Raw genomic sequence first — 13,364 nt, 5'->3', positions numbered from 1 at the left:
CTATAACACTCATCTAACGGCTAACCCCTGAAGAACGCTATTTTATCAGGTAACAGCGCACCTCATCGATGATGTTTAGCCTGTCCCGGTTGAAGATGCTGACTCTGTAGCGACTGCCCTCATGCGTTATCACCCAGGTGGCCAGAGGGGCATTCCAAAAGGCAGAGGCACAGGACTATGGCGGCGGCTGGTTCCCTGGAGATTTTCCGGGGAACCACACCTTGCACTCCCCCGGAGGCGGCAAGTGCCTTTTGGGTATGTCGAGGGCGTGAAAGGATAGCTGCGGCCGTTTTCTCTTCTGCTATCTCTATCTTCTTCTCATTCTCTGTCACGTTCTGTTTTCTCCCAGTCCCTGTCTTTTCGGAGCGCGGAAAAGGGTACCTGTCATCGAGATAGTCGCTTCCGGGGTAGCACGCAGTAGAGCAGCCGGTGACAAGTATGAGGACCAGCAGCGAAAGCAAACCAAAAAATGCGGTATGTTTCATGGCAAAAACGTTTCGGTAAAGCCAAGTAAATCCCAACTGTTCACATGAAACCAAAGAATGGCCAGGTAAGGCAGCCCGCTCTACTTCAAGGGTAGAAAGCACAACTCATATCGTAAATGGTCTCTTAAAACTTCCCAGAAGGGTGTCCGGGGTGACTCTTCTGTTACAAAACCCATAAGTATCCCGGCCTAAAATAGTTTGACAGTTTTAAGCTGCAAAATCACAGCCTGAGAACGTGTGCAACAAATGTTGCACACGATGCCATAAAAAAAAGCCCTCTTTACTATGCGTAGAGAGGGCTTTTTGTACAATTGAAGTGATCCCGTTTGGATTCGAACCAAAGACCTACTGCTTAGAAGGCAGTTGCTCTATCCAGCTGAGCTACGAGACCATCGTTTCTGATAAGGTTTCCCCTATCCCTTAAACGAAAAATTTCGGAATTGCTTCCGAAATTTTTTGTCGGGGTGGCAGGATTCGAACCTACGACCTCCACATCCCAAATGTGGCGCGATACCGGGCTACGCTACACCCCGAACTGTTTTGCTTTTAATTTCGGCAGCTTTTGTGTTGCTGTTTCAACTAATTGCGGTGCAAAGATAAGTGAAGTTATTTTAAGTTTCAAAATCTTTTTTCAACTTTTTTATTCATTCACTTGCGGAGAGGGGGGGATTCGAACCCCCGGTACCCTTACGAGTACGGCAGTTTAGCAAACTGCTGGTTTCAGCCACTCACCCACCTCTCCGGGCTCATTCTGCTAATGAGATTGCAAACATACTACATTACCTTTTACCCCGCAATAGCTGCCTGCAAATTTTCAACTGGCACTTCCCGAAAATCAGCAACAAAAGCAGATAACTGATTGATTCCTTTCTGCTTGCTGTGCACATATTTTTTTCAGAAAATTTAGCTTCCGGAACACACAAAGCATAAAACAGCCCTTTCTACGTTGTAGCAAAGCGGCAGGCTTGAAAAAATAGACTGTTCCAGCCCTGCTGTGGAGGCGAAATAAGTATATTTGTGATGGCAGCTTCACTCAAAGGTGAAGAAAACGTTTAAACTGCCGCTTTATTGAAGAAATGACCTGGTACCAAACCATCACCCTACTCGAGATACTATTCGGAGTTCTTTTTTTCGGGCTCTACATCGGCTATTTGCTGCGTGTACGTAGGGTGGCACTTTTCTTTCATCAGCGGCCACACATCGTCTGGTTTAAGTTCGTGTTGCGCCACCTGTATGTGCTGCTGCTCATCATTGCCATTCTCGGCCCCTCTTTCGGAGCCATGAAAAAAGAAATCCGTACCATTGGCAAAGACCTTTATATTGCCGTGGATCTCTCGCAGTCGATGAATGCCACGGATGTGCAGCCTTCGAGGCTGGAGAAGGCGAAACATGAAATACAGCGCCTGATTACGCGCTTCAACTCCGACAGGATTGGGCTAATGGTTTTCTCAGACGAAGCCTTTGTTCAGAGCCCGCTTACCTACGACCAAAAGGCACTGCAACTTTACACCCAAACACTCCGCACCAGCCTCCTGCCCCACTCAGGCACCGACTATGCCCCCCTGTTACAGCTAACCCTCGAGAAGCTGAAGCAGGACAACAATAATCCGGAGGCAGAAGAGCAAAAAGCCCGGGTGCTGGTGCTCATCAGCGACGGAGAAGATTTTGGAGGGGAGGTAGAGACACTGGCTGAGCAACTACGGGAACAGAACATACGGGTATATACCCTCGGCATCGGCACCACAGATGGCAGCCGAATCCCGGTGGGTCGAGGCTATTTGCAGGACAGTGAGAACCGCACCGTTATCACTTATCTTAACCCTGAGCCCCTCGTGCAATTAGCCGACTTAACAGGGGGACAATATTTCGAGGTGAGCGACAGGGGAAGTGAAGTAAGCAGGCTTATCAGCGCCATCAATAACATTGAAGGGGAGCTTCGGGAAAGCAAGACTATTGATGTGACAGCTAACAAATACATTTACCCACTGGCGCTGGCACTGGTGCTGATTGTGCTGGATGTCCTGATAACCGTTAAACTGATTCGCATATGAAGCCGGTATTGTTCGTCTTCTTCCTGGCTAGTATGCTGAGCGGTGGGTTTAACACTATTTCCCGCCTGAACGAGTATGCTAAAACTGCTGCCACTGCCTATGCCAGGCAAGATTACATGGAAGCCATTGCATCTTATGAGTACCTTCTCCACGACCTGGAGGTGAAGGATGACCAGCTGCAACTTAACCTGGCACACTCCTACTTTAAGGCAGGTCTGCTGCCACAGGCCTCGGAGGAATATCGCCTGCTGGCCGACCACCCTTCTCAGCACCTGAAGGCCGTGGCACACCTGCAGTTGGGCAATATTGCCACACAGCAGAAGAAGTACCGGCAGGCGCTGGCACTCTATAAAAATGCCCTGGTAGCCGAGCCTCAGAATGATGCCGCCCGATACAACTACGAATTGGTGAAAAGGTACCTCGCCTTACACCCCGAAACTCCGGAAGACACCCCGGAAGAAAACATGCCGGCACCTGCAGAGGACAATGCAGAACCTGATAGTTTGACGCCTCCTCCGCCTGCAGAAGAGGAACAGGAGCCTCAGCCCAAAAAGACCCCTGATGCAAACGGAGATACTGAAGAAGAGGTAGAACAGCCACAGCCGGATGCAAGCGGGCAGCGATCCCAGAATGCCGGCCAGGGCAGCCAGAACAGCGGCCAGGGCGAAAGAACGGGCGACCAGGAAAGAGAACAAAGCAGCGGCAGTGCCCCCGGCGACACAGAGGGGCTTAACCCGGACGGGCAGGCAAATGCAGATCAGGGACCACGAAGCAACAGTGCAGAGGGTGTATCTGCAGAAGACCTAAGGGCACAAACGCGGCGGGCGCGGCTGCAGCAGGTGAACATGAGTCCTGAAAAGGCACGCTTGCTGCTGGATGCAATGCGGAGTGCCGAGCTGCAGTACATTCAGCAGCTTCCTAAGAAGTCAACCAGAACCCCGGACCGCTCGAAACCAAACTGGTAAGGAGGCAGCCTTACTGCTATCAGAACTCACCATCATTCATGGAAGCAACAGAACATTACCGCCGGCTCGAACGGCTTTACCACAAGGCAAACGTACAGGCGCTGTTAGATGGCAGCAGTATTCTGGTGAGTCATTCCAGGGCAGAACTCACCTTGCCTGTAGCTCCAAAGTACTTTCACGGCGCAAATGCCATACACGGTGCCATCTACTTCAAACTGCTCGACGATGCTGCCTATTTTGCAGTGGCTTCTGTTGTGCAGGATGTGTTTATCGTCACTTCCTCTTTTCAGCTAAACCTGCTACGCCCTGTAACCGGAGGCACTTTGAAAGCTGTAGGCACCCTTCGCTCCGTCGGCAAAAACCTCTATGTGGCAGAATCCACGCTCTACAATGAAAGAGGCAAAGAGGTAGCCTTTGGAACGGGCCAGTTCATGAAAACAAATCAGCCGCTGGAAAGCCTGGACGGTTATGCTGATTGAGTTCTTTTCTGAGTTCTCCGTAGTGGCTTAACAGCCTCCCACACCACGCGTAAAGGAGGAAAAGATTCTCTGCTAGTGCAAGCTTGCACGAACGCATCATGTTTGAATTACTGTTTCTCAATACAGAATAAGCCTTGTAGGGTAGCATGACGTGCACCAGTATCGTAGATGCTTCGCTAAAAACCAGCAACTCCCCTTGCCTAACGATCGTTTGGTTTTACGCCTGAAACATGGTAACTTCACAAGACTAAACAGTTAATATAAAACTATGCAAACGAAAGAAGTATATATTATCTCGGCTGTCAGAACGCCTATTGGCAGTTTTGGTGGTGCTTTGGCCAGCCTTACAGCACCACAGTTGGGAGCAGCAGCCATCAAAGGTGCCCTGGAGAAAGCCGGTGTAGATAAGAGCCTCGTGCAGGAGGTAATAATGGGTAACGTGATATCTGCCAACGTAGGCCAGGCGCCTGCGCGCCAGGCAGCCATCTTTGCCGGACTGGGCCACGAGGTAGAATGCACCACCGTTAACAAAGTGTGTGCCTCCGGCTCTAAGGCTATCATGTTTGCTTCGCAGGCTATTATGCTGGGCCACAAGGATGTGATAGTGGCCGGTGGTATGGAAAGCATGTCCAATGTACCTTACTACCTGGAGAAGGCCCGCTTTGGTGCCAAGCTTGGCCACGGCCAGATGACAGATGGTTTACTGAAAGACGGTTTATGGGATGTGTACAACGACTTCCATATGGGAAATGCCGCTGAAAACACAGCCCGTGAATTGAAGATTACACGTGAGATGCAGGATGAGTATGCTATCAACTCCTACAAAAAAGTAGCAGAAGCGAACGAAGCCGGCTTGCTGAAGGACGAGATTGTGCCGGTGGAGATTCCACAGCGTGGCAAAGACCCTATTGTGGTGTCAGAAGACGAAGAGTTCAGAAAAGTAAACTACGATAAAATCCCAGGCCTGCGTCCGGTATTCGACAAAGAAGGTTCAGTAACTGCTGCCAATGCTTCTACGCTTAACGATGGTGCCGCTGCCGTTGTACTGATGAGCAGGGAGAAAGCAGAAGAGTTAGGATTGAAGCCCATCGCGAAGATACTGGGCTTTGCCGATGCAGAGCAGGATCCCATCTGGTTCACCACTACCCCATCGCTGGCAATACCGAAGGCACTGAAACATGCGGGTGTGGATGCTTCTGAAGTAGACTACTACGAAATAAACGAAGCCTTTTCTGTTGTATCCATTGCCAACAACCAGAAATTAGGTCTGGAAGGAGGCAACGTGAACGTATTCGGCGGCGCTGTATCGCTGGGCCACCCGCTGGGCGCCTCTGGCGCACGCATCCTGGTAACGCTTTGCAACGTGATGGACAAGAAAGGTGGTAAAATCGGCGTGACAGGTATCTGTAACGGCGGTGGCGGTGCCTCCTCTATTGTTATTGAGAAAATGTAATTTTGCCTCAGGCATACAATTTGCATGAAGCCTTACGTTCAGCACGTAAGGCTTCTTTTTTTGACTTATGTTGCAGAGAACATAGACTGGTCAAAAGCCTCCTTTTAAAGTGTTTTTGTTTCATGCGCGAGCAAGGGCAGTCTTAGAATAGCCCCTTCAAAGCGGGACAACATAACGAAAGAACGACGGAACTGTCGCTGAATGAATCCTTGTTGCGTGAATCTTGTTTCCCTCCGGGAGAGACGAGCAGGCACAGAAGCCGGTTCATCTGCTGCATCAATACCTAAACTGCTAAGAATATTTATGTATAAATTATTGCTGTTATCCGCTACGCTGTGCCTGCTACACACACTTGCCACAGCGCAGTCAAAAGTCACCACCTTCCACGACGAAGCCCGCACCCTGGTGAAAGAAGAGTATTATATTACGCCGGACTCGGCCATCGTAGGTTATTACAACCGCTACTACCCTACCGGCGAACGCGAGGCGCTGATGAAGTTTGTGGAGGGCAAAAAAGACAGCGTCTACACAGAGTTTTACCCCAGCGGCAGCACCAAGCTACAGTTAACCTATGTGATGGATGTAAAGCAGGGTCCTTTCAAGGCTTACCAACCAGATGGGCGCCTGTTGCAGGAAGGCAGCTACGAAAACGACAAACAGAGCAGTGTGTTCAAAACTTTTTATGCCGACGGCACACTTAAAACAGAAACCTCTTTTGTGAATGGTTTTCCGGAAGGCCTGGTGCGCGAGTATTATCCAACAGGTAAAACAAAATCAGAAATAACCTACCAGAACAGCAAGCAGAACGGTCCGGCCAAAACGTATTACCCGAATGGCAACATCGAAACAGATGCGGTTTACCGCAACGGTATGCTGGAAGGTTCTTATAAAACCTACTACGACAACGGTCAACTGCAGACAGAGGTAAACAATGAGGCAGGCCAGAAGAACGGCACTTTCAGGAGTTACTATAAATCCGGTAAACTGAGCACGGAGGGCGGTTTTGTGGCAGGCAAAATGCACGGAGCTTCCAAAGCATATTTTGAGAACGGTACCCCACGTAGTATTATCAACTATAAGAACGGCAACCCTTCGGGTCTTACACAGTTCTTTTATGAAGACGGAGGCCTGCGCGAAGAAGCCAACTACAGCAATAACGGCGCTGATGTTAAACTCTCCACCTATTATGCCTCCGGCAACATAAAAGCAGAGGAGCACTTTAAGGACAAAAAGCGCAGCGGAAACTGGAAGATATATTTTGATGCACCAGGCAAAAAGGTACAGGTAAGCGAGCACTTCAGCAACGACCTGCTCACCGGCGACCGCCTGACCTACCACGAGAATGGTGCGGTGAAGACAAAGGTGAAGTATGAGAAAAACAAAGCCGTAGGCGTACTGAATGAGTTCTACCCTTCGGGTAAGCTCAAGTCAGAAACCAACCACAAAGACGGACTACGCTTTGGACCCTACAAACAATTCTTTGAGAGCGGCAAAACAGAAGTAACAGGCCAGTTCCGGAACAACAAAGAAACAGGCAACTGGAAGTACTTTGATGAAGAAGGTAAGTTGCTGAAAACAGTGGTATTCCGCAATGGCCAGGTACTGGAAGAGAAGTAGACAATATCACCACCACAAAACGTTTGAAGAAGTAAATAACCAAGCCTCCCCCTCCGGGAGGCTTTTTTTGCGCCCTTTACCATCAGCAGATTTGCACAGATTTTTTCTTAACAAATTCACAAACCAATTTTTCCACAGAAAACCTCCAATAGCTGAACTACTTAGCTATTTATCCACTAAACCCACCTATTTTTTTGATTTTTAATTCCTAAATCTTCAAATTACCTTCGTAACCTAAACACGAGTAGCATGACCCAAAACGGACAGAACACAGACATCCGAACTGACTGGAGTCTGGAGGAGATAAAGGCGATTTATTACAAACCAGTGCTTGAACTGATAGTGGAGGCGGCCCAGGTGCACAAGCAACACCAGGCAACTGGTGAGGTGCAGGTTTGCACTCTTTTATCAGTGAAAACAGGTGGCTGTTCTGAAGACTGTGCCTATTGCCCGCAGGCTGCCCGCTACCATACCGGCGTGGAAGTGCACAAACTGCTGCAACAGGAGCAGGTGCTGGCTTCTGCCCGCCGCGCCAAAGAAGGCGGTTCTACGCGTTTCTGCATGGGCGCTGCCTGGCGTGAGGTGCGCGATAACCGTGACTTCGACAAAGTGCTGGAGATGGTGAAAGGTGTGAATGATTTAGGACTGGAGGTTTGCTGCACCCTGGGCATGGTAAACGAGTACCAGGCAGAGCGGCTGAAAGAAGCAGGCCTGTACGCCTACAACCACAACTTGGACACCTCCGAAGAGCATTACGATAAAATTATCACCACCCGTACCTACGACGACCGCCTGGGTACGATAAACAACGTGCGCAAGGCAGGTATTTCTGTTTGCTCAGGCGGCATCATTGGCCTGGGTGAGACAGACGAAGACCGCATTGGCATGCTACATACCCTGGCTACACTGGAGCAGCACCCGGAGTCTGTGCCGGTAAATGCACTGGTGCCGGTAAAAGGCACGCCACTGGAAAACCAGCCGCGCGTTTCTGTATGGGAAATGGTGCGCATGATTGCCACTGCCCGTATCCTGATGCCAAAAACAATGGTTCGCCTTTCGGCCGGCCGTGAGCGGATGGATGTAAACGAACAGGCACTTTGCTTTTTAGCAGGCGCTAACTCCATCTTTACAGGCGAAAAACTGCTAACGACGCCAAATCCTGACTTCGACCAGGACAAGGCCATGTTCGAGTTGCTTGGCTTGTCCCCGCGCAAATCATTCAAAGAAGAAACACAGCCAGCGACGGTATAAACACCGCCGATGGACCTGCATAAACGCTTAACTTCAAAGCTGGCGGAACGGCTGGCGCAGGGCAACCTGCGCCAGCTCAAAACCACCGCTGGCCTCACCGACTTCTGCTCAAACGATTACCTGGGCCTGGCCCGCTCTGAAAAGCTGCGGGCATACATTCAGGCAGCAGAGCAGCAGTATAGCCATTTACCGTTGGGAGCAACCGGCTCCCGGCTTTTATCTGGCAACAACACCTTATTTGAGGAATTAGAGCAAACGATAGCCCTTTATCACCGGGGGGAGGCAGCGCTGCTGTTCAACTCCGGTTATGCGGCTAACGTCGGGCTTCTGTCTGCCCTGCCGCAACGCGGCGACACCGTTTTTTACGACGAGGCCAGCCATGCTTCTATGAAAGACGGCCTGCGCCTGAGCTTCGCGAAAAGCTACAGTTTCCGGCACAACAGCCTTCAGGACCTGCAGCAGAAGCTAAAGTTTGCTACCGGGCAGGTTTTTGTGGTGGTAGAATCTGTCTATTCCATGGAGGGAGACAAAGCGCCCCTGCAGGAAATGGCACAGCTGTGTAAAGCGGCTAATGCCGCTTTGATTGTTGACGAGGCCCATGGCGTGGGCCTCTACGGAGAAAAAGGCGAAGGATTAACAGTGGCACTTGGCCTGCAGGACCAGGTGTTTGCCCAGGTTATTACCTACGGCAAGGCGATGGGAGCACACGGAGCGGCCGTGGTTGGGCCGCAGGTGCTGCGTGATTTTTTAATTAATTACAGCCGCGCCTTTATTTATACCACCGGTTTGCCGACACACGCCCTGGTCACGCTGAAGTGTGTCTATGAGCTGCTGCCGCAACTGGAAAATGAACGCCGGCAGGTAAAAATGCTGGCTGCACATTTATTTGAGCAACTGAACAAAGTAAAAGGTATTCGCTGTACCCCTGCAGAAAGTGTGATACTTTCTGTTTTTGTGGAGGAAGGCAGTACCGCGAAGCTGAAAGCGCTGGCTTCGTTCTTACAGACAGAGAAGTTTGATGTGCGCCCCGTACTGAGCCCCACCGTGCCGAAAGGCCAGGAGCGCCTGCGGGTGATTGTGCATGCATATAATACATTACAGGAAATTGACGGCCTCGTGAAGGCCATAGCCAAAGGAATATGAAAAGCTATTTTATCACCGGCATCGGAACAGATGTAGGCAAAACAGTTGCTGCCGCCGTCCTGACTGAAGCCCTTCAGGCCGACTACTGGAAACCGGTGCAGGCAGGTGGCCTGGATTTCACGGATACCGACACTGTGATGAGTCTGGTATCTAATCCGGTATCCGTATTCCACCCGGAAGCCTACCGCCTGAAAATGGCTGCCTCTCCACACCGTGCCGCCGCTGCCGAGGGCGTAGAAATTGACGTGCATGGCATGCAACTGCCGCAAACGGAAAACAACATCGTAGTGGAAGGTGCCGGAGGATTAATGGTGCCCCTTAACAAGCGCTTCCTGATGCTGGACCTGGTACAACAACTGGGGCTGGAAGTCGTGCTGGTGTCCCGCAATTACCTGGGCAGCATCAACCACACCCTGCTGACAGCCGAAGTGTTGCGCTACCGCAAAGTGCCGGTGGCCGGCATCATCTTTAACGGCGAAGAGAACAGTGCCTCTGAAGATTTTATTGTGAACTATACCGGCCTTCGCAAGCTACCCTCCATACGCCAGGAGGCAGAGTTTTGCAAAGAGACCATAGCTGCCTACGCTGAGGAATTCAAGTCTTATTTATAGAAAGAAAAGTCAGAATTTGGAAAGATTTATACACTTTTACCTATAACATTAAACTCACAGCAGTAAAATGTCTTTAGCCCAGCGCGACCAGAACGTTATCTGGCATCCTTACACCCAAATGAAAACAGCTGCCCTGCCCGTTCCGATTGTTCGTGGTGAAGGAGCCATGTTGTATGCAGAGGACGGCACAGGGTATATCGATGCAGTATCATCGTGGTGGGTGAACCTGCACGGGCACGCGCACCCCTATATTGCCAAAAAGGTAGCCGAACAACTGCAAACACTGGAGCATGTTATTTTTGCCGGGTTCACGCACGCGCCTGCCGTGGAATTAGCAGAGCGCCTGCTGCAAATTCTGCCCCAGGGCCAAAGCCGCATGTTCTATTCCGATAACGGTTCTACGGCTGTGGAAGTGGCCCTGAAAATGGCTATCCAGTACTGGAACAACCTCGGTACACCTAAAAAGAAGATCATCGCTTTCCGCGACAGCTACCACGGCGATACCTTTGGCGCCATGGCTGTCAGCGCACGCAGCGCCTTTACCGCTCCTTTCTGGTCTTACCTGTTTGAGGTGGAGTTTGTGGATGTGCCCGTTGCCGGAACAGAAGACGAAACAGTGAAGCAACTGGAGGCTTATGCCCTGGGGAGTGATGTGGCAGCTTTTATTTATGAGCCGCTGGTGCTGGGCACAGCGGGCATGGTGATGTATACGCCGGAGGTGCTGAACAAACTCATGCAACTCTGCCAGCAGCACAACATCCTGACCATAGCAGACGAAGTGATGACAGGCTTCGGTCGCACCGGCCGCACCTTCGCTTCTGAATACCTGCAGCATCAGCCGGATATGGTTTGCCTGTCTAAAGGACTGACAGGTGGCACCATGGCGCTTGGCGCCACCTCCTGCAATGAGAAAATCTATGAGGCATTTTTGCACGAAGACAAGAGCAAAACCCTCTTCCACGGCCACAGCTATACAGCGAATCCTGTTGCCTGTGCTGCCGGCTTAGCCAGCCTCGATTTGTTGTTGCAGAACGAGACAAAAGAGAACATCAGCCGCATCAGCAACCGACATGCATCCTTTTCTGAGCGCATTAACCAACTACCCTATATCAAAGAAGTGCGCCAGCAGGGCACTATATTGGCCGTGGAGTTTGAAGACACCACCACCTCGTACTTCAGCGACCTGCGGGATACACTCTACAGCTTCGCTTTAGACCATGGCGTCATTCTCCGGCCACTGGGCAACATCATCTACGTAATTGCCCCTTATTGTATCACAAATGAACAGCTCGACCAGGTGTATCAGACTATAGTGGGCATGCAGGAAGTGGTATCGGGCAACAGGCCCTACCCCCGCCCTGACCTGACGATGCTGCACGATTGAGGTGAAAGGTAGGGGAAATCGACCTTTATCTCCTTTCCTTTTCTGCTTTGAGGCACACAGTCTGCGACGAATCAGTTAACTTTGCCGTTGCTTTGGAATCAGGGAGAGCACATATCATCATCAGGGGAACAGGCGTTATCTGCCCGCTGGGGCATGATGCAGCGTCAGTGGCTGCCGCCTATGCAGCGGGCACTCCGGCCTTCTCCAGTGTTACGCATCACGGGCAGTTAATGCCTGTTGCCGCACTTCCTCCGGCAGCCGAGGCTGAACTGCTTCAGCTTGTCCAATCAGACCCAAACTACAAACAACTGGACCGCTCCGTTTTGCTGGCCATTTATGCCGCACGACAGGCTGCTTCGGAAGCGGGTTGGCTACAGGAGGACACAGCTCCTGCCGATGATTTAGGCGTAAACATTGGATCTTCGCGTGGGGCCACCGGTTTGTTTGAGCAGCATTTTAGCGGTTATCAGCAAAGCCCGGAGGGCAACCTTTCCTCCAGTGCTTCCCCTACCACCACTTTGGGAAACCTGTCGAGCTGGGTGGCCCATGCCGTGAATGCAGGTGGCGCACAAATCAGTCACTCTATTACCTGTAGTACTGCCCTCATGGCGGTGGCGAATGGCGTAGCATGGCTGAAGGCAGGGATGGCGCAGCGCTTTCTGGCAGGTGGCACCGAGGCACCCCTCACCCCTTTCACGCTGTCGCAGATGAAGGCGGTTGGCATCTACTCGAAACTTACTGACCAGCCTTACCCCTGCCAGCCTTATGCGGTAGAAAAGCAGAACACCTTTGTATTAGGTGAAGGTGCCTCCGTTTTTGCTTTGGAGCAGGTAACACAGGAACAGCTTAAATCAGGTGATGTGATGGTGGAAGCCATTGGTGTAGGCTTTGAGAAGATTGAGAGTAAAACGGGGATATCTGCTGACGGCCTAAACTTCCAGAAATCGATGCGGCATGCACTGGCCCAGTTACCTGAAAATGACCGCCAGGTAGATCTCATTATTACGCATACCCCCGGCACCCGTGCCGGCGACAGGGCGGAGCTTGCTGCCATACAGGCTGTTTTTGGCACCGACTCACCTGCCATTACCACCAATAAATGGCTGATAGGCCATACCTTGGGTGCCTCCGGAGCACTAAGCCTGCAGTACGCCCTCTATATTTTGCAGCACCAGCAGTTTGCCCCCATTCCCTTTCCTACCCTGCTGCCTGCTTTCCCCGCGTCCTGCTTCAACCGCATTCTGGTGAATGCTGCTGGTTTTGGGGGCAACGCTGCCAGTGTAATTTTGTGCCGCAGATCAATATTCCGCTAAGGTCTTCTTTTACAACTATCATATTATGATATCATTAACTTTAATATATAACACCCGTAGTGCCTATATTTTTTAAATTATGACTCGCTTCATCTCCAGAGTCAGTTCTTTTCTCTTCCTCTATTGGGACAGAAAGGCCTGCACATCCTCATTATCAAGAGGTTTGTGTACAAATCCGTTAACATCGGATAATCATTTGATCTGGTTGAATCTTTTTGGTCTAGTGAAGACGTCAGAATATAAATTTTTGTCTTTTCCCATCGCTTCCACTCAAATGGTTCAAGCGCATCAAGAAAGTCCCAGCCGCTCATATACGGCATGTTTAGGTCCAGGAGAATAAAGTCAGGTAAGCTATCAGTTGGGCTTTTCATCAGATGAACAAGGGCCTGTTCCGCTGACAGGAAAGTGGAGATTTTAGGAACTCCTGCTTTCCTAAGAGCCTGCTCGGTTAAAAATATACTTACATGGTCGTCATCTACAATAAAGGTGTGCACAGTTGGTAGTTATTTTGGCTGTGTTCTAGAATGTATGATGTTGGAATAAGTATGGCAGCAAGGGTGTTTATAGGAAGTTATGTGCGAGATAACTATCCAGGTAAACTGCCCCTACTGC

12 protein-coding genes and 3 tRNA genes are annotated in these 13,364 nt (G+C 50.6%); 10 read left to right on the top strand and 5 right to left on the bottom strand.

What is annotated here, in order from left to right; genetic code table 11:
* Window positions 1-119: 119 nt before the first annotated feature.
* The 4 genes from ACYVB1_RS15110 to ACYVB1_RS15095 all read right to left on the bottom strand — a co-directional run bounded on the left by ACYVB1_RS15110 (window position 120) and on the right by ACYVB1_RS15095 (window position 1,227).
* Complete coding sequence (locus tag ACYVB1_RS15110) at window positions 120-485, bottom strand: hypothetical protein (RefSeq protein ID WP_460924619.1); 366 nt, start codon at window positions 483-485, stop codon at window positions 120-122.
* Between the two features lie 317 nt (window positions 486-802).
* Window positions 803-876 (bottom strand) — tRNA-Arg (locus ACYVB1_RS15105).
* Between the two features lie 68 nt (window positions 877-944).
* A tRNA-Pro gene (locus ACYVB1_RS15100) sits at window positions 945-1,018 on the bottom strand.
* Window positions 1,019-1,140: 122 nt separating this feature from the next.
* Window positions 1,141-1,227 (bottom strand) — tRNA-Ser (locus ACYVB1_RS15095).
* 334 nt (window positions 1,228-1,561) lie between these two features.
* Between ACYVB1_RS15095 and ACYVB1_RS15090 the strand changes: the two genes are divergently transcribed.
* The 10 genes from ACYVB1_RS15090 to ACYVB1_RS15045 all read left to right on the top strand — a co-directional run bounded on the left by ACYVB1_RS15090 (window position 1,562) and on the right by ACYVB1_RS15045 (window position 12,752).
* A complete protein-coding gene (locus tag ACYVB1_RS15090) occupies window positions 1,562-2,536 on the top strand; it encodes a VWA domain-containing protein (RefSeq protein WP_460924618.1) in 975 nt (324 codons plus the stop codon).
* On the top strand, window positions 2,533-3,501 hold the full coding sequence (locus tag ACYVB1_RS15085) for a tetratricopeptide repeat protein (protein WP_460924617.1): 969 nt from the start codon (window positions 2,533-2,535) through the stop codon (window positions 3,499-3,501). Before ACYVB1_RS15090 ends, ACYVB1_RS15085 begins: the two co-directional genes overlap by 4 nt.
* 38 nt (window positions 3,502-3,539) lie before the next feature.
* Window positions 3,540-3,980 carry a PaaI family thioesterase gene (locus ACYVB1_RS15080; protein WP_460924616.1) on the top strand — a complete coding sequence of 147 codons (441 nt, stop codon included), beginning with the start codon at window positions 3,540-3,542 and terminating at the stop codon, window positions 3,978-3,980.
* 268 nt (window positions 3,981-4,248) lie between these two features.
* Complete coding sequence (locus ACYVB1_RS15075) at window positions 4,249-5,433, top strand: acetyl-CoA C-acyltransferase (protein WP_460924615.1); 1,185 nt, start codon at window positions 4,249-4,251, stop codon at window positions 5,431-5,433.
* A gap of 303 nt (window positions 5,434-5,736) precedes the next feature.
* Window positions 5,737-7,050 carry a toxin-antitoxin system YwqK family antitoxin gene (locus ACYVB1_RS15070; protein ID WP_460924614.1) on the top strand — a complete coding sequence of 438 codons (1,314 nt, stop codon included), beginning with the start codon at window positions 5,737-5,739 and terminating at the stop codon, window positions 7,048-7,050.
* A 249-nt stretch (window positions 7,051-7,299) separates the two neighbouring features.
* Window positions 7,300-8,301 carry a biotin synthase BioB gene (bioB, locus tag ACYVB1_RS15065; RefSeq protein ID WP_460924613.1) on the top strand — a complete coding sequence of 334 codons (1,002 nt, stop codon included), beginning with the start codon at window positions 7,300-7,302 and terminating at the stop codon, window positions 8,299-8,301.
* A 9-nt stretch (window positions 8,302-8,310) separates the two neighbouring features.
* A complete protein-coding gene (locus tag ACYVB1_RS15060) occupies window positions 8,311-9,444 on the top strand; it encodes an aminotransferase class I/II-fold pyridoxal phosphate-dependent enzyme (RefSeq protein ID WP_460924612.1) in 1,134 nt (377 codons plus the stop codon).
* The gene (gene bioD / locus ACYVB1_RS15055; protein ID WP_460924611.1) at window positions 9,441-10,055 is read left to right on the top strand and encodes a dethiobiotin synthase; all 615 of its coding nucleotides are present in this window, start codon (window positions 9,441-9,443) and stop codon (window positions 10,053-10,055) included. Before ACYVB1_RS15060 ends, bioD begins: the two co-directional genes overlap by 4 nt.
* 67 nt (window positions 10,056-10,122) lie before the next feature.
* The gene (bioA, locus tag ACYVB1_RS15050; protein ID WP_460924610.1) at window positions 10,123-11,439 is read left to right on the top strand and encodes an adenosylmethionine--8-amino-7-oxononanoate transaminase; all 1,317 of its coding nucleotides are present in this window, start codon (window positions 10,123-10,125) and stop codon (window positions 11,437-11,439) included.
* A gap of 47 nt (window positions 11,440-11,486) precedes the next feature.
* Entirely contained in the window at window positions 11,487-12,752 is a 1,266-nt protein-coding gene (locus tag ACYVB1_RS15045; protein ID WP_460924609.1) for a beta-ketoacyl synthase N-terminal-like domain-containing protein, read from the top strand.
* A 101-nt stretch (window positions 12,753-12,853) separates the two neighbouring features.
* Here ACYVB1_RS15045 and ACYVB1_RS15040 read toward each other — a convergent pair whose 3' ends face one another.
* Window positions 12,854-13,246: a response regulator gene (locus ACYVB1_RS15040; protein WP_460924608.1), complete on the bottom strand. Its 393-nt coding sequence runs from the start codon at window positions 13,244-13,246 to the stop codon at window positions 12,854-12,856.
* Window positions 13,247-13,364: the final 118 nt, after the last annotated feature.

It is taken from the genome of Pontibacter brevis (genome assembly GCF_054779655.1).
The sequence above is the reverse complement of the archived record's forward strand: the minus strand, read 5'-3'. Positions and strand labels throughout refer to the sequence as shown.